Below are 20,092 nucleotides of genomic sequence, written 5' to 3' on the forward strand. Positions count from 1 at the left end.
GGGAGACGACATTGAAGCTGCGCGTTCGCTTCCGCAAAGTCGGCAAGATCCGGTTCATTGGACACCGGGATGTGGCCCGCGTGACTGAGCGCGCCGTGCGCAAGGTCGGATTACCGGTCACCTATAGCCAGGGCTTCTCGCCTCGCATGAAGTTGAGCTTCGGTTTGGCCTTGCCGACCGGCTACGAGTCCGACGCCGAGTTCTTGGAACTGCCGCTTGCCGCTGACGCGGTGCGCGACGGCCCCAATGGTCCGGTGATCGTTTGCCGCTCAGGTCCCCATGACCCGTGCGAGCACGAGTCTGAGGTCGCGACGGCGAGCTACTGCACCTTGGCGAGAGCGCTGACCGAAGCGCTCCCGGTCGGCATGAGCGTGTCGGCCATCGTGCTGACCGACGGCAGCGGACCCTCGCTGCAGGCGGCGGTCCGTTCGTGCGGCTGGCAATTCGAGATCGCCGGGCTCGAAGCCTTTATGGCAACCAAAGCGGTCGAGGAGTTCCTGGCTTCCGAGACCGTGGTGACCGAACGAGTACACAAGGGCAAGACCCTGAGCTCAGACATACGACCAGGCGTTGCCGCACTTCGCGTCGAGGAGTCCTCGGAGCGGGGGGCGGTGCTGTCTGCCGAGCTGTCGGCGACACCCAGGGTCGTGCGCCCCAGCGAATTGGTGTCAGCGCTCGCGCCGGCACACGAGATGGGCATTGCCCGTAGAACACATCAATGGACGTGTGGCGCCGCAGGACGAGCCGAACCGGCCGTGCCTGCCCAGTGCGCCCAGAGACACAAGGAATTTCATCAGTGGACGAATCAACGCTGAACGACACCACCAACAACACAACGAACAACCCGCAGAGCGAGACGTCGAGCGAATCGACAGATACCGCACCCGCTGTTCGCAAGCGTCGCCTCGTCGCGCCCACAAGCGGCGACAAGCCTGACACACCCGAACCGACCGCAGCTGCTCCAGCACCGCCTGAAGCAGCATCGCGGCCGCAGACCAGGCGCAGGCGGGCGAGTCCGGCTCCCGACAAACCCAAGGCTGAACCCAACGCCAAGGCCGAGCCCAAGGCGAAGTCTGAGCCCAGGGCCAAGGCGAAGTCTGAGCCCAGGGCCAAGGCGAAGTCTGAGCCCAAGGCCGAGGCCGAGGCAGTATCGAAAGAAGCGGAATCCGAGCTTGCGAAGCCACTCCCGCCAGGGGTTCCGCCGCCAGCTCGCAAACCCCAGATCGGCGACACCCGACCCCCACTTCAGGCTGGCGAGAGCGACGGCACCACAGGGCGGCGCCGACGCCGGCGGGGTGGCCGTGGACGCGGCGGGCGTGGTCGATCCGACCAGGCCCGCACGCCAACCACCGACAACCGCAACGGCTCCCACGCTCCCGTCGAGGCGATCCTGGCCGATCAGAGCCCCGTCGAGCTCGACGACGAGCAGCTCTCCGAGCGTCGGGGCCAGTACCGCAACGGCAAGCCGCTCGGCCGCTACCGGATGTGTGTACATGTGGCCGAAGGCGCCACTCACATTTCGGTGCTCGAGGGCCGGTCGCTCATCGAGTACTACGTGAGCCGCCCTTCCGACGACATTTCCGAGATCTACGGCAACCTCTACCTGGGCCGGGTGCGCCGGGTACTTCCGGGCATGGAAGCTGCATTCGTCGACATCGGAACGCCCAAGCAAGCCGTTCTCTACCGTGGCGACCTCACCGTCGCCTACGACGACAGCGATGACGATGCCAGCCCCGAGCGCAAGCGCACCGGCGGGCGCCGAGGCCGCACGGTCGACGGTCCTGCGATCAGCCAGTTGATCCGCAACGGGCAGAAGATCATGTGCCAGGTCATCAAGAACCCGATCGGCCACAAGGGCGCCCGTCTCACCACCGAGGTGTCGCTGCCCGGTCGCTTTGTGGTGCTCATTCCTGGCAGCAGCGTCACAGGCATCTCTCGTCGCCTGCCAAGCCGCGAGCGGCGGAGGCTGCGCGGTCTGCTGGCCAAGGAAATGCCCGAGGGATATGGCGTGATCCTGCGCACTGCGGCTGAGAATGTCACTGCGGCCGAAATCCGGCGGGACATCGAGCGTCTCACACGCCAATGGACCCAGATCTCCGAATTGGCGGAGCGGTCCGAGGCCCCGGCGCTGCTGTTCCGAGAGCCGGAATTGGCGGTTCGCATCATCCGGGAACAGTTCACTGCCGATTTCCGTGAGGTGGTGATCGACGATCCGGTGCTGTTCGAACAGGTCAAGGGCTACATGGAGGCGGTCGCCGCGCCCTTGATGGATCGCATCCGCTATTACGACCCCGTCGCTGAACGGTTGCCGCTCTTCGAGCGAGTTCATGTAGCCGAACAGGTGCGCAAGGCCACCGACCGCAAGGTATGGCTGCCCTCGGGAGGGTCGCTGATCATTGAGCACACCGAGGCGTTGACCGTGATCGACGTCAATACGGGCCGCAATGTCGGCAGGTCAAGCCTCAACGAAACGTTGTTCCAGAACAATCTCGAAGCCGCTACCGAGATCGCCAAGCAACTACGGCTGCGCGACATCGGCGGGATCATCGTCGTGGACTTCGTTGACATGGACGATAAGCGCCAGCGCGAACAACTGATGTCCACGCTGAATGAGGCACTGGCTCGCGACAAGACCCGGACCGCGACTGAGCCAATCTCCGACATGGGCATCGTGCAGATGACTCGGATGCGCACCGGCGAGGGACTGCTCGAATCGATGTCAGATCCCTGCGACGTGTGCGAGGGGAGGGGCATCCAGTTGCGCGAATCGCTCTTCTCCTGATTCGTAAAGCGAAATTCATGCGCTGATCGGGTAGCCCCATCGGTATCCTTCCCAGTCGATGTATGCAGTCATCGCCACCGGCGGCAAGCAGCGCCGCGTTGAGGCCGGCCAACGGCTTGATGTTGAGCTGCTCGCGGTGCCGGCCGGCGAAGAGGTCACGTTCACGCCAGTCCTCGTTGTCGATGACGGCATGGTGCTGGCGACGCCCGCCGAGCTCGTCGGTGCCTCGGTGAAGGGCCGCGTGGTCGGCGAGGCCAAGGGCCCGAAGATCGACGGCTTCACCTACAAGAACGCCACCACCAACCGGCGCAGGTGGGGCCACCGGCAGCGCTACAGCACAGTCGAGATCACCGCGATCGCGAGGGACTGAACCATGTCGAAGACCAAGGGCGGAGGCTCCACTCGCAACGGGCGCGACTCGGTCGCGAAGCGTCTCGGGGTGAAGGTGTACTCGGGACAGACCATCGACGCTGGTGGCATCATCGTGCGCCAGCGGGGCACGAAGTTCCATCCTGGGCAGAATGTGGGTCGCGGCAAGGACGACACGTTGTTCGCGAAGGCTCCCGGCGTCGTGCGCTTCGGCTATCGCCGGGGCCGCCGGCTGGTCGACGTCGTCACGTCGTAGCCCTCGTACGTCATCACCCGAACTTCGAGGCGTCCGCGTGGGCGCTGAGAGGGTCCAGCCGGAATTGCCTGAGACAGGCGAACGCTGATGAGCGACTTTGTCGATGAGTGTCAGCTGCACGCGAAAGGCGGCGACGGCGGCGCGGGTTGCGTCTCGTTCCGGCGCGAGTCGCACGTGCCCCATGGCGGTCCCGATGGCGGCGACGGCGGCCACGGCGGCGATGTGTGGGTGGTAGCAGACCGCAACGTGGCGTCGCTGCTGGCGTTCCGGGATTTCCCGTTCCGGCGGGCAACCAATGGTGCCCACGGTCAGGGCCGCAAGCGGCACGGCCGCAAGGGAGTCGACGAGATCGTGCGTGTGCCAGAGGGCACGATCGTGCGGGATCGTGACGGAACGGTGCTGGCCGACCTCGTGAATGCCGGTGACCGCTGGCTGGCTGCTCAGGGTGGCGGCGGTGGCCGGGGCAACACCCGCTTTGCCTCGAACCGGATGCGAGCGCCTCAATTTGCGGAACAGGCAGAACCAGGCGAGGAGCGTTGGCTCGGCCTGGAGCTGAAGCTGATGGCCGACGTGGCGCTTGTGGGATTCCCGAATGCAGGCAAGAGCACCTTCATCAGTGCGGTGTCTGCAGCGCGGCCGAAGGTCGCCTCCTACCCCTTCACGACGCTGACGCCCAGCCTCGGTGTCGTCCGACTCGCCGACGGCAGGGGTGGTCTGGATCCCGACAGCTTCGAGATGGTGATCGCAGATGTGCCTGGGCTGATCGAGGGCGCTGCCGAGGGCAAGGGCCTCGGTCACCAATTCCTGCGGCACGTCGAGCGAGCCCGAGTGCTGCTGATGATGGCTGACCTAGCCGAGGTGACCGACCGCGATCCCCGCGAGCAGATCGAAGTACTCATCGCGGAGCTTGAGCGCTATGACGCCGCTCTCGCAGCCCGCCGACGGTTGATCGTGGGAACGAAAGCAGATGCCGCCCACCTCGATTGGGACGGCCCGCGCGTCAGCGCCGTGACAGGTGAAGGCGTGGCCTCGGTGCTCGGCCAGTTGCGTGATCTGGTCTCTCAAGCCAGGGAGGCCGACGAAGCACCCACGCAGTACGTGGTGTACCGCCCCGAATCCGCTGGCATCACTGTGCTGCACCTTGCAGACGGGATCTTCGAAATCGAAGGCCGTCAGGCTCGTCGGGCAGTGGCCCTGTCGGACATGACGGATCCGGCGGCGCTCGCTTGGGCTCAGCGGCGATTGGAGAAGCTGGGTGTGTCCCGGGCCTTGGGCCGCAGCGGCGCACGGTCCGGCGACCTCGTACGCATCGGCGACTTCGAGTTCACCTATGAGCCCGACACGTGAGCCCGCTGGCCGTGAATGAGTTCTGGGTGATCGAGGCTGCGGCGAGGCAGGATTGATGTCGATGTCACCGACATTGCGACTCGTCACCAAGATCGGGACCTCGTCGATCACGACATCGGACGGCCGCGTCGATCTCGATGCGGTATCCAAGCTGGCCGATGAAGTGGCCTCGGTGCGTAAGGCCGGCCACGAGGTCATCGTGGTCACCTCAGGGGCCATAACGGCAGGTGTGCAGAGGCTCGGCGTCGAACGCCCGTCGGAACCCGAGCGACTGCAAGCGCTGTCCGCCGTCGGCCAGATCGACCTTATGGCCTCATACCGGGAGCTCTTTGCCGAGCGTGGCATGGTCGTGGGCCAAGTACTGATCGCGCCGCACGACTTCCGTGATCGCGACCAGTACTTGCACGCACGGGCCACTTTGGGCCATCTGCTGGACCTCGGAGTCGTGCCGGTTGTCAACGAGAACGACGCGATCGCCGATGACGCCATCCGCTACGGCGACAACGACCGGATTGCGGCGCTGGTAGCGAACCTGGTACGCGCCGACGCGTTGATCCTGCTGACCGACACGCCCGGTGTGCTGACTGCGGACCCAAGCATCGATCCAGACGCCTCGCTCATTGCTGAGATCCTCGAGGTGAGCCCCTCGCTGGCGGCGGCGGCTGGATCGGCCAACGCCGTCGGCAGCGGCGGCATGGCCTCGAAGCTTGCAGCAGCCCGCATGGCCTCCTGGAGCGGTGTGCGGACCGTCATCGCTGCGGCCCGCCGTCCCGATGTCGTCGCCGACGCCGCCGCCGGCCGCCCAGGTGTCGGCACCACGGTGCCGGCCCGCGATGCTCGCGTCTCCGCACGCAAGTTGTGGATCGGATTCGCGGTAGCGGCCCGGGGCTCAGTGACGGTCGACGACGGCGCCCGCCGAGCCGTAATGGCCGGCGGCAAGTCACTGCTTGCGGCTGGCGTGGTCGGCCTCGACGGTGGATTCGCCGCTGGCGAAGCCGTCGAAATCGTCGACTCCGATGGCCAGATCTTCGCCAAGGGCCTTGCGGCTGTGGATGCCGACGGGTTGCGTGCCGCAGCCGGACTTCGCAGCGATCAGTTGCCCGAGGGCCTGCATCCACTCGTCGTTCACCGCGACGACCTCGTCGTCCTCGGCTGATGTCGCAGCGAGCGTTCTGCAGGTGAGTGGGCGAGGCGAACGGAACGGGCGAGCAGCACGCCGCACAGGAGTTCACCGCATCAATTTGGGGGTCGCCCACTAGTCTGCTCAGGTGCCTGACGCCACCGCGCGAGCTGCACCGGAGATGACCGGAGACGCCAGCAGTATGGCCGCTTTGGGCCTGCGAGCCAAGGCCGCTGCGACCGTGTTGGCGCAGGCGCCCGGTGCCGTGCGAGACGAGGCCTTGCTGTCGGCAGCTGACTTTCTCGAGGAGGCAACCGACAACGTTCTGGCTGCCAACGGTGAAGACGTGGCCAACGCCGGGGCTGCTGGCACTTCCGCGTCGCTCGTCGACCGGCTGCGACTCGATCCGGGCCGTATCGGGGCGATGGCTGCGGGCCTTCGCAACGTGGCTGCTCTCGCCGACCCAGTCGGTCAGGTGGTCGATGGCTGGGTACGGCCCAACGGGCTCGCCATCGAACGGGTCCGGGTGCCGCTTGGCGTCGTGGCCATCATCTACGAGAGCCGACCCAATGTCACCTCCGACGCGTTCGGACTGTGCCTGAAGTCCGCCAATACGGCGTTCCTGCGCGGCTCGTCGGCAGCGTTGAACTCCAACATTGCGATCGCCGAGGCGCTGTGCGAGGGAGTCGTCCCCGCTGGCCTGCCCGCCGATGCGCTGGTGCTCGTCACAGACACGAGACATAGCGCAGCCACCGAATTCATGCAGCTGCGCGGCTGCATCGACTGCTTGATCCCGCGGGGTGGTCCAGCGCTCATCTCGTCGGTGCTCGCCAACGCCACTGTGCCCTACGTCATCGACGGCGACGGCAACTGTCACGTGTATGTCGATGCCCGGGCCGACCTCGAAATGGCAGCAGACATCGTCTCCAACGCCAAGCTCAGCCGGCCCTCGGTGTGCAACGCGGCGGAGTCGCTCGTTGTCCATCGAGACGTGGCCGAGACCTTCTTGCCACGCATCGTCGACGACCTGGACGGCGTCGAACTGGTGGGAGACCCTGCCTCGCGGGCCATCTCATCGCAGATCGGGCCAGCCAGCCCCGAAGACTTCGCGACGGAGTTCCTGGCGCTCAAGATGAGCGTCGCGGTCGTCGACGACCTCGATGCTGCGATCGACCACATCAACCGTTACGGCTCGGGGCACAGCGAAGCCATCGTGACCGGTGACCTTTCGGCTGCGCAGGAATTCACACGCCGCGTCGACGCCGCTGCGGTGCTGGTGAACGCTTCGACGCGCTTCGTGGACGGAGAGGAATTCGGCTTCGGGGCTGAGATCGGCATCAGCACCCAGAAGTTGCACGCGCGTGGCCCAATGGGCCTTGAACAGCTCACAACCACGAAGTTCGTAGTGACCGGTCGGGGCCATACTCGGGGCTGACCGTGCCGACAGGCCGCCGCGGCTGCCACACTGTCAGACCTGCCCACTGCCCAATTTGACTCCGGAGACACCCAACATGAGCGAAACAGTGTTCGGAGACCTGTCGGGTGTCCGCGAAGGACTGGCGAAAGTCGACTACCTCGCCGACGACGGCATCGCCAGCGTCGTGTACCTGGCCGAGCGGCTCGGCAAGCCGGTCCTGGTGGAGGGACCGGCCGGCACGGGCAAGACCGAGCTTGCAAAGTCGGTCGCTGCCATGACCGGTGCTCGTCTGATCCGCCTGCAGTGCTACGAGGGACTCGACGAGGCCAAAGCGCTGTACGAGTGGAATTACAAGAAGCAGCTCCTGCGCATCCAGGCAGACCGCGGCACCGACGCCGAGCACGAGGAATGGGTGGACCTGCAGGACGACATCTTCCAGGAGGAATTCTTGCTGACGCGTCCCTTGCTCGAAGCCATCAGCGCCGAGGACAAAGTCGTCCTGCTGATCGACGAGGTCGACCGGGTCGAGATCGAGACCGAAGCGCTGCTGCTGGAGATCCTCTCGGACTACCAAGTCTCCATCCCAGAGCTCGGCACCATCGTCGCCACCCAGATACCGCTCGTCTTCCTGACTTCCAACAACACCCGTGAACTCTCCGAGGCCCTGAAGCGTCGCTGCCTGTTCCTACACATCGACTATCCCGACCTTGAGCGTGAGAAGCAGATTGTCGTCACCAAGGTCGCTGGCATCACCGAGAACCTGGCCGAACAGATCGCGCGAGTGGTCCGGTCGATCCGCCAGCTCGAGCTCAAGAAGGCGCCGTCGGTTTCCGAGACGCTGGACTGGGCTCGCACGCTCGTGCTGCTAGGCATCGAGAACATTGACATCGAGCAGGCCAAGCAGACGCTTCACATCCTGCTCAAGTATCAGTCCGACATCGAGAAGGCAGCCAAAGAGCTGACGGTCGAGGCCTAGCCCACCGGGGCTTGCCAAGGACGGGAGTCGGAAATGCTGGACCTACTCAGTGGCTTCGTCGGGGAGTTGCGCAGCGCTGGGCTGCCGGTGTCGCTGACCGAGAACCTCGATGCCATGGAGGCCGTCAAGCACATTCCCATCGAGGATCGCGACGCGTTCAAGTACGCGCTCGCCGCCACCTTGGTGAAGAACGAGCAGCACTGGCGGGCATTCGAGACAGTGTTCGAGGTCTATTTCTCGTTGCGGGGCCCCGAATACAGCGTCGGCGATGAAGACGGCAACGGCGAATTCGATCCGGACAATCTCGAAGAGTGGATGTCCCAGCAGATGCAGGGCATGGGTGGACGCGGGGGTGGGCAGGACATGTCCCCCGAGGAGATCGCCGAGATGCTCTTCCGGGCGCTGCTGAACGCCGACGAAGCGATGATGGCGGCAATGGCCCGAGCGGCAGTGACGCAGTTCGCGGGTATGGAGCCGGGCCGGCCCGTCGGCGGCACCTACTACCTGTACCGCACGCTGCGCAACCTCGACCTCGACGGGATGCTCGACCGGCTGATCGAGGAATCCTCCCAGCGATATGAAGGCGAGTTGACCCAGCTGGCGCAACGGCTCGAACGCGAGGAATTCGAGAACCGTATTGAGCAGCTGAAGCGGGAGATCGAAGCCGAGATCCGGCGCCGCCTCGTTGCCGACAGGGGCGTCGAAGCGATGGCCAAGACCCTGCGCAAGCCACTGCCCGAAGATGTCGACTTCATGCACGCAAGCCGTGAGGAGATGGCGACAATCCGCAAAGCCATCCAGCCGCTCACGCGCAAGCTGGCAGCGCGCCTGGCACGCAAGCGCAAGCACAAGCGCCGTGGTCCGCTCGACTTTCGGGCCACTGTGCGACGTTCACTCAGCTACGGCGGCGTGCCTGCGGAGCCCCGCTTCCGTCATCCACGTCCGAACAAGCCTGAACTCATCGTGGTTGCCGACATTTCGGGCTCCGTCGCGGCGTTCGCCCGCTTCACGCTTCATCTCGTGTATGCGTTGCAGAACCAGTTCTCCAAGGTGCGCTCATTCGTGTTCATCGACGGCATCGACGAGGTCACCCACATGTTCCAGAACGAGGAAGACATCACCAACGCGGTGCACCGGGTGAACACCGAGGCCGATGTCGTATGGGTCGACGGCCATTCCGACTACGGCCATGCCTTCGGCGTGTTCTGGGAGAACTTCGGTAAGGACGTCAACGCGAAGTCCACGATGATGTTCCTGGGCGACGCCCGCAACAACTACCACTCGACGAACGCGTGGGTGCTCAAGGAGTGCCAGAAACGAGCACGTTCGGTGTTCTGGCTGAATCCCGAGCCGCGCTCGTATTGGGACACGGGGGACTCGGTCATCACCGAGTACTCGACCTACACCGACGGCGTCTTCGAGTGCCGCAACCTGCGCCAGCTTGAAGGCTTCGTCGACAACCTGGCCTAAGACAACTTGGCCTAGGAAAACTCGGCCTAGCCAGCCTCCGTTGTGAGCGAGGGCGGTGTGCTAGATCAATTCGGCGAGCAACTCGGCTGTGATGAAGGCCAGGTCGAGTGATTGGCGAGCGTTCAGTCGGGGGTCGCACATCGTCTCGTAGCGGTCGCCCAGCTGGTGTTTGGCGAGGTCGTCGCCGCCGCCGATGCACTCGGTGACCGCGTCGCCGGTGATCTCCAGATGCACACCGCCCGGCCACGTCCCTGCCGCGGCATGGACTGCGAAGTACTCCTGAATCTCGGCCAAGATTGCGTCGAAGTGGCGGGTCTTGACCCCCTCATCGGTCGTGTAGGTGTTGCCGTGCATCGGATCGCACTGCCACACCACCGGATGCCCAGCCTGTGTGACCGCCCGCAGGATCGGCCCGAAGGACGCCGAGACGTTGCCGGCGCCCATGCGGCTGATCAGTGTGAGCCGCCCTGGTATCTGTTTCGGGTTCAGCGCCTCGCACAGCGCGAGCGCTTCGTCGGGTGTCGCGGTCGGTCCCAGCTTCGTCCCGATCGGATTGTGCACACCCCGCAGGAACTCGACATGGGCGCCGTCGGGTTCTCGGGTGCGCTCGCCGATCCACAGCATGTGCGCCGAGCAGTCGTACCAGTCGCCGGTGATGCTGTCGGTGCGGGTCAGTGCCTCTTCGTACCCGAGCAGCAGCGCCTCGTGGCTTGTGTACAACTCCACTTGCCGCATGGCGCTGTCATCGGTGTCCAGACCGCACGCGCTCATGAATCGCAACGCGGCATCGATGCCGTTGGCCAGAGTTTCGTAGCGTTGGCCCGCTGGACTCGATGCCACGAATTCCTGGTTCCACGTGTGTACCTGTCGCAGGTCGGCGTAGCCGCCCCGGGTGAATGCACGCAGCAAGTTGAGGGTTGCCGCAGACGTGTTGTATGCCTGCAGCAAGCGCGAAGGGTTTGGCGTCCGGGACTGGGAGTCGAACGGGATGTCGTTGACGATGTGGCCCCGGAAGATCGGCAGCGTCACGCCGTCGCGGGTCTCGGTGGGCTTGCTGCGCGGCTTGGCAAACTGACCAGCGATCCGACCCACCTTCACGATCGGCAGGCCGGCGGAGTACTGCATCACGACGGCCATCTGCAAGATGACCTTGAGACGGTCGCGAATCTGGTCAGCGGTCGAGAGTTCGAAGGACTCCGCACAATCGCCGGCCTGCAGCACAAAGGCGTCGCCCGTGCCCACCCGTGCAAGATGCTCGGTGAGACGCCTTGCCTCGCCGGCAAATACCAGCGGAGGCCGGCGCCTCAGCTCGGCCAGTGATTCGGAGAGCGCTGCAGCATCAGGCCACTCGGGCTGCTGGCCTGCCGGCCGCCCGGCCCACGAGCCGGAATGCCACCCCGGTGCGTGCTGAGGCGATCCGTCGGGGCTAGGCGCGCCCGAAGGTGAGACTGCGTCGTCAGACAGCGTCTGCGTCGGCATCGATGTCTACAAACTCGCCGTCGGCGGCGAGGCTCTGCAGCTCATCAACGGCGCGCTTGACGAGACGGCGTGCCGCTTCGGCAGTTACGCCGAGCTCCTCGCCGATCTCGCGGTAGCTGCGCTGCTCACCGTCGATGATCCCGTTGCGGCGGGCCACCGCATAGCGGGCGCGCTTGTCCAGCCGGCCGAGCATGGACATCACCATGCCACGGCGATCCGATTCGATGGCGAAGTGCTCGGGTCCTGGCGCATCGTCGCCGATGAGGTCGATGAGCGCGCTGTCGCCGTCGTCGCCGACCGTCTTGTCGAGCGACGTCGGGGTGCTGATCCGCTGCAGCCACGCGTTCTCGTCGTCGAGTGAGTCGCTGTCGCCTCCGTTGTGGCGCAGCGCAGCTCGCAGTGTGGCGGAGCGATCGGACGGCAGCCGGATGAGGCTGCCCTTCTGGTCGAGCGCCCGTCCAATCGACTGGCGGATCCAGAACGTTGCGTAGGTGGAGAACTTGAAGCCACGCCGCCAGTCGAACTTCTCGACTGCGTGCTCAAGTCCGAGGTTGCCCTCCTGGATCAGGTCGAGCAGTTCCAGCGTCGGAGGCAGCGGATAGCGACGCGCGATGGACACGACCAAGCGAAGGTTCGCCCGGATGAATCGGTCACGCGCAGCGGCAGCGGTCTGCACAGCCTTGCGCAGGTCGCGCCGCTCGGCCACGGACAGGTCCTCTTCGCTGTCAAGGCGCGTCCGCGCATCTCGTCCCGCTTCGATCTGCTGGGAGAGCATGCGCTCGTCCCCTGCAGTGAGAAGTGCAACCGCACCGATCTCGTTCAGGTACTGGCCAACTGAATCCATGACACACGCTCCAACCGGCAGGGGGCAGCCGGTTTCTTCGTCTTCGAATTGCATGCCACCTAGCACATGCGACCCGGTGGGGGGCACCGGGTATGTTCTGCCCTCGGCAGGCCAACCCAGGCCGGACTCAGGCATGACGCCGCCGCGGTGGCGGCGCCGTTCTTGGTTGTACGCCCGCATGCCATGCGAGGCCCGAGAACCCGGGCCGTGCAGAACTCTGCTATGGGCGAACAATCAAACGTAACACATGGCGCACAGCGCGCGCAACAAGCGACACGCGAGGCCTGCTGAATGACGCAACAGTGCCTCGGTGCGCGCAACCTATGTGAAGTGGAGCGTGACTCTACACTGCGGCGGTGCCGCCGCGACAAGGGATCTTCGGAGGCACCTTCGACCCGCCCCATGTCGGACACGTCGCCGCCGCAGTCTGTGCGCGCGACCAGTTGGGCACCGACATCGTGCATGTGGTGGTAGCCAACGATCCGTGGCAGAAATCCGCTGAGCGCTCGGTGACGCCGGCGAACCACCGGTTGGCCATGGCGCAACTGGCCTTCGGCGGTCTCTCCGGTATCGAGGTGAGTGAGCTCGAGATTGAGCGCGGCGGCCCGACCTACACGATCGACACCGTGATCGCGCTCGAGCGTCCCGGTACTGAGACCATGCTCATCGTGGGTCCCACCGCTGCGAGCGGCTTGCCGACCTGGCATCGAGTCTCGGAGCTATCTGAGCGCGTGAGGCTCGCCGTGGTGCAGCCGCGGAACGAGCCACGCGCTCATCTTGCGGGCTGGCGCACCGAGACGGTGTTCATGGATCCCGTCGAGGCGTCGGCCACATTGGTGCGCGATCTGCTCATCCATCGCACCCCATCGGAGGCAACGCCCGAGGTCGCCCGGCACGTGCCGCCCGCCGTAATGAGCTACATCACCCGGCACAGCCTCTATTGTCCGTGAACGTGGCATCGGTTCCGCAGGCGTCCCCGGCTTCTACCGGGGTCCACGCCGTCGGGCCGGTCCCAAGCAGCGCCGCCGCGACCGTCCCGCCGCTTGTGCAAGCTGCAGTGGATGGAGCCTCGGAGATGTCGGCCGAGCGCATCGTGGTGCTCGATGTGGGTGACATGCTGGCCATCACCGATTGGTTCGTCATTGCGAGCGCGCCCAATGCGCGCCGAGTGCGACGCATAGCCGAATTGATGGAACAACACGTCAAGGCCGCTGGTGGCGAAGGTCCGATCCGTACTGAGGGGCTGCACGAGGCCCAGTGGGTCCTTCTCGATTTTGGCGAGTTCGTGGCTCACGTCTTTCACGAACCGACCCGGGCGTACTACGACCTTGAGCGCCTCTGGTCGGACGTGCCTCGCCACGAGTTCGCCTGAGCCGCTAGCGCTGCGTCTTAGCTGCGTATCAGGCCGATTAGGGAACGTCGATCAGGGAACCAGTTCGGCGGAGCCCGCTCGGGCAAGCGCGATCCAGGTGCGCCCGGGTGTGAGGGCCACGATGAGGGCGTTGTCGGAACGGAACACCGTGACGTCCAGCTCGGACAGCCGCTCCCAAGTGCCCTGCACCACCTGGCCATCGCTGAATATCCACGCCTCGCCGGTGCCGGTCAGCCTGGGCTCGGGTGTCGCCGCATTCGCCGGGCTCTGGCGATACCGCACGAATTGCACGATGACGTTCTCGGGCGCGATCCGTACGCCATCGAAGTCTGTGTGCTCCCTGCCGTTCTGAGAGCGAGCCCACCCGCCAAGGGCAGCGTCCCACCGGTATGACGCTTCGATCTGCCCGAAGTCGATATCGACGCCGCTGATGGCAGTGGCTCGCTGCAGCGTGTCGCCTTCGCCCCGGAACCGGAAGTACTCCGGGGGCGTCCGGCCCTCGGCGGCGCCTGCGGCGAAAATGCGAGCGGTGTCGGTGATGAGATTGTGCGGTGCCTTCTTGGCCGACGAGCGCATGAACACACCCTTGGCGATCGTGCTTCCGTCGATGATGGTGACCGCGTCGACCCTGCGGAGGGCTCGTGCCGTGTACGCGTTGGCGCCCGAATTCACGAAAATGGGCCGGTTGAGATTCGACAGCAGGGCGAAATCGCCGGTGCGAGCCGATCGAACGGGGCCGACCACATCGGCATTGCTGGAGTGGAAGATCGCCGCGAATCGCGTGAGGCGGGCTTCAACGAGTTCCTCATAGACAACATCGGCCCGGTTGATGCCCCACTGCGGCAGGGCACGGGGGTGGTTGTCGATCTTCACGACGGCGGCTGGTCGCAGAACTTCGGTGGGTGTTGGCAGGCCAGTGAAGGGGGCGGTGTGCTGGGGGGCAGTGGTTGTCGTCGTGGTGGGCTCGGTGGCGGCGGCCGACGTTGTCGGAGTGTTGCTGGTCGCCGGTGCGGTGCTGGCAGGCACGGTGACGGTGGTCTGTGGTGCGGCCTGCGCCGTTGACGTGGTCGCCACGGTCTCGCCGACCGTGGTGTCGGGCACCTGGATGGACGAGCAAGCCGCAGCGATCAACAGCGGCAAGAGCCAGAAAGGCCGAACCCCCCGCATGTGGCGCGTTGTGGCCGCGCTCTTGCAACGACCGACAAGCGAATCACGGACACGCTCCAAAGATCTGCTCCTTGAGTTGTGCAGCAATATCACCGCGGCTGGCCGACCGACTGTTCACCATATCGGCTGCCTGCGGCGTGAGGGCGGAGCGTTGTCGGCACCGCCTGGAGCCGAGAACTGGCTCTCTAAGATGAGCGAATTCGGCTTGCGAGCGACTCTCGCGCGTGCGGCGGCGATTCGGCAGAGGGAGGCCTGGGTGATGCGGATTGTCTCTGCCCGGGGGTCGAAACCCGCATTCACTCGATGATGACCCGATGACGACACTGGTCACCGGCGGCGCCGGATATATCGGAAGCCATACGGTGACGGCGTTGTATGCAGCAGGCCACGACGCCGTGGTGCTCGACAACTTCTCCAACGCTCATCGAGGCGTTGTCGATGTTCTGCGATCGCTGACGTCGCCGGATCTCGCCGTCGTCGACGGCGATGCGGCGGACCGCCTCACGGTCGAGCAGATCTTTGACAATCACGCCATCGACGCGGTGATCCACTTCGCTGCGCATAAGAGTGTCCCGGAGTCGGTCGACGTGCCGCTGCGCTACTACCGGAACAACCTCGATTCGGTGTTGACGCTCGCTGAAACGGCGGCGGACCGAGGCGTGAAGCGATTCGTGTTCAGCTCGTCAGCGGTCGTGTACGGCACGCCCCCGGCTCTGCCGGTCACCGAGGACATGGCTGCGGAGCCGCAGAGTCCCTATGGGGCGACGAAGTTGATGTGCGAACAGATCCTGACCGACGCCGCAGCGGCCACCGGCATGCAAACCGCCATCCTGCGCTACTTCAACCCTGTCGGAGCGCACCCTTCAGGACGCATCGGAGAACAGCCAATCGAGGCCGGTCAGAATCTCGTACCCGTCGTCATGCGGGTGGCACTGGGCGAGCTGGGACGGCTGGCTGTCTTCGGCGACGACTACGGCACCCGTGATGGCACTGCCGTGCGCGACTTTGTCCATGTGATGGACCTGGCTGAGGGGCATCTCACGGCACTCACAGCCGATCTCGGCGAAGGGGGCTGCCGTGTCTTCAATCTCGGCACCGGTGCTGGCACGACGGTCCTTGAGTTGGTCGCCGCTGCTGCAGAAGCAACTGGACGCCCGATTCCCTACGAGATCGAGGGCCGCAGGCCGGGCGACATCATCGAGTCGTGGGCGGACTGCACACGGGCAGGTGCCGAGCTCGGTTGGCATGCGAGGCGCAGCCTGCCCGAGATGCTGGCCGATCAATGGCGTTTCGTGAGCGGCTGTGCTGACGGGGCCGTGTGAGGCGGAGCCTTCGTTGCGCTAGTTGAGCAACGTCACTCGAGCAATGCAGCGGCGGAGATGAGGGTGTACTCCTCGCCGGCGGCCAGCGGCGCGGCCATCGCAATTGCCGGTACGAAGTCAGGGACCCGGTCGTTGCGCACGAGGATCACGTCAGCGGCGGCGACCTCGCTGAGATTGGTCTCGTCGAGCATCCAGACCGGCCGGTCGAGGTAGTACGAGATCCAGCGCGGCGTCCAGATGCCCGAGGTGAACCACACCAATTCGGCCTCGGCGACCCTTGGCTCGTCTTGCGCCTGTTCCAGAACCGCTCCTGCGTCGGCCGGGCGCCCGAGATAGAAATCTCGCGTCGAGCCCGTCGCCACGAAGGCGAGCGTCACCAGAGTCACTGCTGCTGCAGCCGCTCCCAGCGGTGCTCGGAGCTTGGCGGCTCGGCCCCGCAGCACCCGGCGAATCGCGTCGGCAAGGGCCGCGAAGCCGATGGACGTGGGTGCCACCCACGGGAAGTTCCACAGGCGATGAATCCACGCGCCCTGCTGCAACGCAAACGTGAGCGACATGGCCACGGCGAGCGTCACTACCACCGGTCCGCGGGTACGACGGTCGACGAGGCCTGCAACAAGCGCCGGGAAGAACAGCAGCCGCAGCCACCACGCTGTCAGCAGTTCGTGGCTGGCGAAGGTCCACTGGCGCTGCAGGAATTCGCCGAAGCTGAACTGGGCCTGCTCAGCCGCGGTCGATACGTCGTTGCCCGTGCGGAAGGCGACGCGCTCGCTGAGCTCGGAGATGTCGGTTGCGTTCAGCAGCCAGCCGGCGGTCGCCAGCCCACCCACCAACGCTCCCGCAGCAATGGCGGTCAGGGCGGGCGACCATCCGAGGCGCACCCAATCGGCCAGGCCAGTCACTGGCAGCTTGCCGACATCCGCGACGGCTGTTGACCGCCGCCGTCGCAGGGTGCCGATGAACAGCCACGGCAGCAGCAGGCCCAGCGACGCGACGGCAATCCACGAGTGCATCGCCGTGAGGGCAGCGAGCGCGCCGGCGCCGGCAAGGGCCCATCGGGAGGGTCGATCCACCTGGCGTAGCCAGGCGATGGCCGCCATGAGCGCCAACAGCATCGAGAAACTGATGCCCATGCGGGCGTACACGTAGAAGAAGCCCGTGCTCACCATGACCCCAAGCGCGATCAGCGTCGGCCCCCAGGTGAAGCCGACGGCGCGCAGAAGGGCCGCCATGAACGCCACGGTGGCGGCTCCGAGCAGGAAGTCAGTGATGCGGACGGCGGGAGGGCTGTCGCCGAGCGCGCCGACCGCAACGATGGTGAGGAATTGCTTCAGTGGCGGGTGATGTGCGTAGGTCACCGCCTCCGGCGGCGGTTCAGTTCGTGGGGGCACATCGAATTCGGCGCGGATGAACGGATCGGTGCTGGCGCCAAGGCGGGAGTCGAGTGGCCCCAATTCCCAGAAGTTGCGCGCCTGGATGCCGGCACGGCCGAAAATCCGACCGTCGTCGCTGTTGCCCAGCGGCAGGTCGAGGTCGGGCGACCACAGCGCCAGCACGCCGACACAGATGAGGACCACGACGGTCCAGCCCGAACGCAGGCGAGCCAGGGATCCTCGAGTGAGCATGAATGATCCGTCGTTTCCAATCGCCGCACCCACCGTACGAAGGGGCGCAGCGTAGTATCGGCCCGATGGTGGTCCAAGAGCAGCGCCGACTGCCGGATGCCACATCGGACAGCGCTCTGCTTCGTGTTCCCTCCAACCATGCACACGCCGTGACGCCAGCTGCGCCTCCGGAGTGGCATCCGTCAAGCCCTCGGGGATTCCGGTTCCTCTACGTGGTCGATGCGGTGACGCTGTTCGGCTTGATGGTGGCCATCACCGTCGTGCGTTTCGGCCTGGACTGGCCGACCTATCCGTGGACCCACTACCTGATCGGTTTCGCCGTCGCCACGGTCTTGCACATGACCGTCTACTACTTCGGCGGTCTGTACGAGTTCGAGCAACGGCTGGGGCATCGCCCCTGGCTTCCGCGAGCCATGCTGCTCACGTTTATGGCGGTGGGCGGCGACGCCACCGTCACCTTGCTGTCGGATCGCTACCTGATGCCTCGGGGGAATCTGGTGGTGTTGGCCGTGGCCGGTGCCGTGCTGATCTCGTTCAATCGCTGGGCGGCGCGGCGCGTGCGCCAGCTGCGCACCGACGAGCCACGGATGCTGCTGGTTGGCAACCCGGCCGACATCGAGTCGGCCCGAGAGCATCTCGCCGACGCTGAGGCCGATGCCGTGGTCGTCGGCAGCCTGACCGACCTCGCCCTAATCCTCCCCGAAGCAGACCGCCTGGGTGCCACCGAGCTGCTGCTGCTGTCCGGACAGCCCCTCGACGCCATCTATCCCGAGCCGCTCGGTGAACTCGAACTGCGCAACATCGGTGTCTTCCGCCGCATCACACCGGCTGACACGCTGCTGGGATTACAGCGCAGCCGCCAGATCGGGGGCATGCCGTTTGTGGCGCTGCGGGAGCATGCATTGCCAATGTGCCGCTTGCGCTTCAAGCGGCTGCTCGACCTCGCGTACCTGCTGCTCCTCGCTCCATTCGCTCTGCCGCTCACCACAGCAGTCGCCTTGTACGTGAGAATCGTCGGCGGTCGGGGTGTGCTGTACCGGCAGGAGCGAGTGGGCCGTGGAGGAGCGCCGTTCGTACTGCTCAAGTTCCGCACCATGACCCGTGACGCTGAGAGCAACGGGCCTGTGCTCGCTGCCTCGAACGACCCACGGGTCATGAAGGGCATGGGTTGGCTGCGCCGCACTCGGCTCGACGAGCTGCCGCAGCTGGGGAACGTGCTGGTCGGCACGATGTCGCTGGTGGGGCCCCGACCCGAGCGGCCCCAATTCGTTGCCCGGCTGGAACGCGAGATCGCCGGTTACGGCCGACGTCACGATGTGCCGCCCGGCATCACGGGGCTCGCACAGACGCAGGGCCACTATCAAACCGATCCGGGCTACAAGCTCGGCCACGACCTGCAGTACGTCGTCAACTGGTCGCCGGTGCTCGACTGGGAAATCATGGCAAAGAGCCTCGTCGTCATGGCTCGCCGCAACGCCCGGTGAGCGACGCAGAGACGGACAGCGGGCCGCACGTCTCTGTGGTGATTCCGGCGCGCAACTGTGCCTCCGAGCTGCCCGAATGTCTCGATGCAGTGAGCGCGCAGACCTTTGGGGGGCCCCTGGAAGTCATCGTGGCCGTGGCGCCGAGCGGTGACGAGACCGATCGTGTCGCTTCAGAGGCCAGTTGTAGGTGGCCGCTGCAGATCGTCGAGAACTCTGCTGGCACGACGTCGTCGGGTCTCAACCTTGCGATCGGCGCCGCTGCCGGCGACGTCATCGTGCGGGTTGATGCCCAGGCCAGGCTGCCCCCTGACTACGTGGAGCGGGCGGTTGCGACCTTGGCGCGCACCGGCGCAGCGAACGTCGGCGGTGTGCAGCGGCCGGTCGGACAGCGTGGCTTGGGTCAGGTCATCGCGGCAGCCGTGTCCTCGCGGTTCGGAGGGGGTCCCGCCGCATTCCGGCACGGCAGTCACGAGGGGCCCGCCGACACGGTGTACCTGGGCGTGTTCGACCGTGCCGTGCTTGGGTCCGTGGACGGTTTCGATGAGTCGCTGGAACGAAACCAGGACTACGAGCTGAACTGGCGTCTGCGCGAACAGGGCCATGTGGTGTGGCTCGACCCGAGCCTGGTCGTGGACTACCAGCCTCGAACCAGCTGGGCGGGACTGGCACGCCAGTACTTCGACTACGGCGCCTGGAAGCGTGTGGTGATCAGTCGCCACCCGCGCTCGACGCAGCCGCGGCAGCTTGCAGCGCCCGCTCTCGCGTTCGGCCTGGTGCTGTCTGCGCTCGACCTGGCCCGGGGCCGTCTGCGCGGGGGGATCGTGCCCGTTGCATACCTCGGCGCCTGCACGCTGGCCGCGGCACGCCTGCGCCCCAGCCTTCCCGCGCTCACAGATCGCCTTCGAGCGGCCGCAGCGTTCGCCGTCATGCATCTGTCGTGGGGAGCGGGGTTTCTCCTGGGGCGCCGCAGCGGGCATCGGTCCTCATCTGAGGAAGTGACTGGCCCCCAAGCTGCACGGGGGATCTGACCCCGGTACGAATCCCGGTACGAACTCAGGCAGT

Annotated in this window: 18 protein-coding genes; 14 read left to right on the forward strand and 4 right to left on the reverse strand. The window is 65.7% G+C overall.

Translation table 11 applies throughout. The features are described from left to right. Positions 1-11 precede the first annotated feature (11 nt). The 9 genes from ACOOHB_RS02650 (at position 12) to ACOOHB_RS02690 (ending at position 9,737) form a co-directional block, all read left to right on the forward strand. Positions 12-815, forward strand: a complete 804-nt coding sequence (locus ACOOHB_RS02650) for a TIGR03936 family radical SAM-associated protein (protein WP_420443269.1) — start codon at positions 12-14, stop codon at positions 813-815. Continuing rightward, positions 797-2,782, forward strand: a complete 1,986-nt coding sequence (locus ACOOHB_RS02655; RefSeq protein ID WP_420443270.1) for an Rne/Rng family ribonuclease — start codon at positions 797-799, stop codon at positions 2,780-2,782. The genes ACOOHB_RS02650 and ACOOHB_RS02655 overlap by 19 nt, the downstream gene beginning before the upstream one ends. 58 nt (positions 2,783-2,840) lie before the next feature. Continuing rightward, positions 2,841-3,152, forward strand: coding sequence for a 50S ribosomal protein L21 (rplU, locus tag ACOOHB_RS02660; RefSeq protein WP_420443271.1), 312 nt, complete (start codon positions 2,841-2,843; stop codon positions 3,150-3,152). 3 nt (positions 3,153-3,155) lie between these two features. Next, positions 3,156-3,407 (forward strand): 50S ribosomal protein L27, encoded by a 252-nt coding sequence (rpmA, locus tag ACOOHB_RS02665; protein ID WP_420443272.1) that lies wholly within the window; start codon positions 3,156-3,158, stop codon positions 3,405-3,407. 87 nt (positions 3,408-3,494) lie between these two features. Then, complete coding sequence (gene obgE / locus ACOOHB_RS02670) at positions 3,495-4,754, forward strand: GTPase ObgE (RefSeq protein WP_420443273.1); 1,260 nt, start codon at positions 3,495-3,497, stop codon at positions 4,752-4,754. 61 nt (positions 4,755-4,815) lie between these two features. After that, entirely contained in the window at positions 4,816-5,910 is a 1,095-nt protein-coding gene (proB, locus tag ACOOHB_RS02675; protein ID WP_420443274.1) for a glutamate 5-kinase, read from the forward strand. 145 nt (positions 5,911-6,055) lie between these two features. Further along, entirely contained in the window at positions 6,056-7,309 is a 1,254-nt protein-coding gene (locus ACOOHB_RS02680) for a glutamate-5-semialdehyde dehydrogenase (protein ID WP_420444643.1), read from the forward strand. A gap of 76 nt (positions 7,310-7,385) precedes the next feature. Beyond that, a complete protein-coding gene (locus tag ACOOHB_RS02685) occupies positions 7,386-8,267 on the forward strand; it encodes an AAA family ATPase (RefSeq protein WP_420443275.1) in 882 nt (293 codons plus the stop codon). Positions 8,268-8,300: 33 nt separating this feature from the next. Beyond that, positions 8,301-9,737, forward strand: a complete 1,437-nt coding sequence (locus ACOOHB_RS02690; RefSeq protein ID WP_420443276.1) for a vWA domain-containing protein — start codon at positions 8,301-8,303, stop codon at positions 9,735-9,737. A gap of 60 nt (positions 9,738-9,797) precedes the next feature. On the opposite strand, the gene ACOOHB_RS02695 is transcribed toward ACOOHB_RS02690, so the two are convergent. Then, positions 9,798-11,216, reverse strand: coding sequence for a class II 3-deoxy-7-phosphoheptulonate synthase (locus ACOOHB_RS02695; protein ID WP_420443277.1), 1,419 nt, complete (start codon positions 11,214-11,216; stop codon positions 9,798-9,800). Beyond that, positions 11,194-12,060 carry a sigma-70 family RNA polymerase sigma factor gene (locus ACOOHB_RS02700; RefSeq protein WP_420443278.1) on the reverse strand — a complete coding sequence of 289 codons (867 nt, stop codon included), beginning with the start codon at positions 12,058-12,060 and terminating at the stop codon, positions 11,194-11,196. The genes ACOOHB_RS02695 and ACOOHB_RS02700 overlap by 23 nt, the downstream gene beginning before the upstream one ends. A gap of 356 nt (positions 12,061-12,416) precedes the next feature. Between ACOOHB_RS02700 and ACOOHB_RS02705 the strand changes: the two genes are divergently transcribed. Then, on the forward strand, positions 12,417-13,010 hold the full coding sequence (locus tag ACOOHB_RS02705; RefSeq protein WP_420443279.1) for a nicotinate-nicotinamide nucleotide adenylyltransferase: 594 nt from the start codon (positions 12,417-12,419) through the stop codon (positions 13,008-13,010). Positions 13,011-13,012: 2 nt separating this feature from the next. After that, positions 13,013-13,432, forward strand: a complete 420-nt coding sequence (gene rsfS, locus ACOOHB_RS02710) for a ribosome silencing factor (protein WP_420443280.1) — start codon at positions 13,013-13,015, stop codon at positions 13,430-13,432. Positions 13,433-13,483: 51 nt separating this feature from the next. On the opposite strand, the gene ACOOHB_RS02715 is transcribed toward rsfS, so the two are convergent. Continuing rightward, entirely contained in the window at positions 13,484-14,599 is a 1,116-nt protein-coding gene (locus tag ACOOHB_RS02715; RefSeq protein WP_420443281.1) for a DUF3048 domain-containing protein, read from the reverse strand. 314 nt (positions 14,600-14,913) lie between these two features. Between ACOOHB_RS02715 and galE the strand changes: the two genes are divergently transcribed. Continuing rightward, positions 14,914-15,921: a UDP-glucose 4-epimerase GalE gene (galE, locus tag ACOOHB_RS02720; protein ID WP_420443282.1), complete on the forward strand. Its 1,008-nt coding sequence runs from the start codon at positions 14,914-14,916 to the stop codon at positions 15,919-15,921. A 32-nt stretch (positions 15,922-15,953) separates the two neighbouring features. Here the strand turns inward: galE and ACOOHB_RS02725 are convergent, their stop codons facing one another. Further along, entirely contained in the window at positions 15,954-17,546 is a 1,593-nt protein-coding gene (locus ACOOHB_RS02725) for a hypothetical protein (RefSeq protein ID WP_420443283.1), read from the reverse strand. A gap of 65 nt (positions 17,547-17,611) precedes the next feature. Between ACOOHB_RS02725 and ACOOHB_RS02730 the strand changes: the two genes are divergently transcribed. Together ACOOHB_RS02730 and ACOOHB_RS02735 are read left to right on the forward strand one after the other, a co-directional pair. Beyond that, entirely contained in the window at positions 17,612-19,030 is a 1,419-nt protein-coding gene (locus tag ACOOHB_RS02730; RefSeq protein ID WP_420443284.1) for a sugar transferase, read from the forward strand. Then, positions 19,027-20,058, forward strand: coding sequence for a glycosyltransferase family 2 protein (locus tag ACOOHB_RS02735; protein WP_420443285.1), 1,032 nt, complete (start codon positions 19,027-19,029; stop codon positions 20,056-20,058). The genes ACOOHB_RS02730 and ACOOHB_RS02735 overlap by 4 nt, the downstream gene beginning before the upstream one ends. Positions 20,059-20,092 lie beyond the last annotated feature (34 nt).

It is taken from the genome of Candidatus Poriferisodalis sp. (assembly GCF_965215815.1).
GTDB lineage: Bacteria > Actinomycetota > Acidimicrobiia > Acidimicrobiales > Poriferisodalaceae > Poriferisodalis.

Excerpts from the sequence above, each read along its gene's own strand:
- rplU (WP_420443271.1), top strand. The coding sequence starts at position 2,841 with ATGTATGCAGTCATCGCCACCGGCGGCAAGCAGCGCCGCGTTGAGGCC.
- rpmA (WP_420443272.1), top strand. The coding sequence starts at position 3,156 with ATGTCGAAGACCAAGGGCGGAGGCTCCACTCGCAACGGGCGCGACTCG.
- obgE (WP_420443273.1), top strand. The coding sequence starts at position 3,495 with ATGAGCGACTTTGTCGATGAGTGTCAGCTGCACGCGAAAGGCGGCGAC.
- proB (WP_420443274.1), top strand. The coding sequence starts at position 4,816 with ATGTCACCGACATTGCGACTCGTCACCAAGATCGGGACCTCGTCGATC.
- ACOOHB_RS02680 (WP_420444643.1), top strand. The coding sequence starts at position 6,056 with ATGACCGGAGACGCCAGCAGTATGGCCGCTTTGGGCCTGCGAGCCAAG.
- ACOOHB_RS02685 (WP_420443275.1), top strand. The coding sequence starts at position 7,386 with ATGAGCGAAACAGTGTTCGGAGACCTGTCGGGTGTCCGCGAAGGACTG.
- ACOOHB_RS02690 (WP_420443276.1), top strand. The coding sequence starts at position 8,301 with ATGCTGGACCTACTCAGTGGCTTCGTCGGGGAGTTGCGCAGCGCTGGG.
- ACOOHB_RS02695 (WP_420443277.1), bottom strand. The coding sequence starts at position 11,216 with ATGCCGACGCAGACGCTGTCTGACGACGCAGTCTCACCTTCGGGCGCG.
- ACOOHB_RS02700 (WP_420443278.1), bottom strand. The coding sequence starts at position 12,060 with ATGGATTCAGTTGGCCAGTACCTGAACGAGATCGGTGCGGTTGCACTT.
- ACOOHB_RS02715 (WP_420443281.1), bottom strand. The coding sequence starts at position 14,599 with ATGCGGGGGGTTCGGCCTTTCTGGCTCTTGCCGCTGTTGATCGCTGCG.
- galE (WP_420443282.1), top strand. The coding sequence starts at position 14,914 with ATGACGACACTGGTCACCGGCGGCGCCGGATATATCGGAAGCCATACG.
- ACOOHB_RS02725 (WP_420443283.1), bottom strand. The coding sequence starts at position 17,546 with ATGCTCACTCGAGGATCCCTGGCTCGCCTGCGTTCGGGCTGGACCGTC.
- ACOOHB_RS02730 (WP_420443284.1), top strand. The coding sequence starts at position 17,612 with ATGGTGGTCCAAGAGCAGCGCCGACTGCCGGATGCCACATCGGACAGC.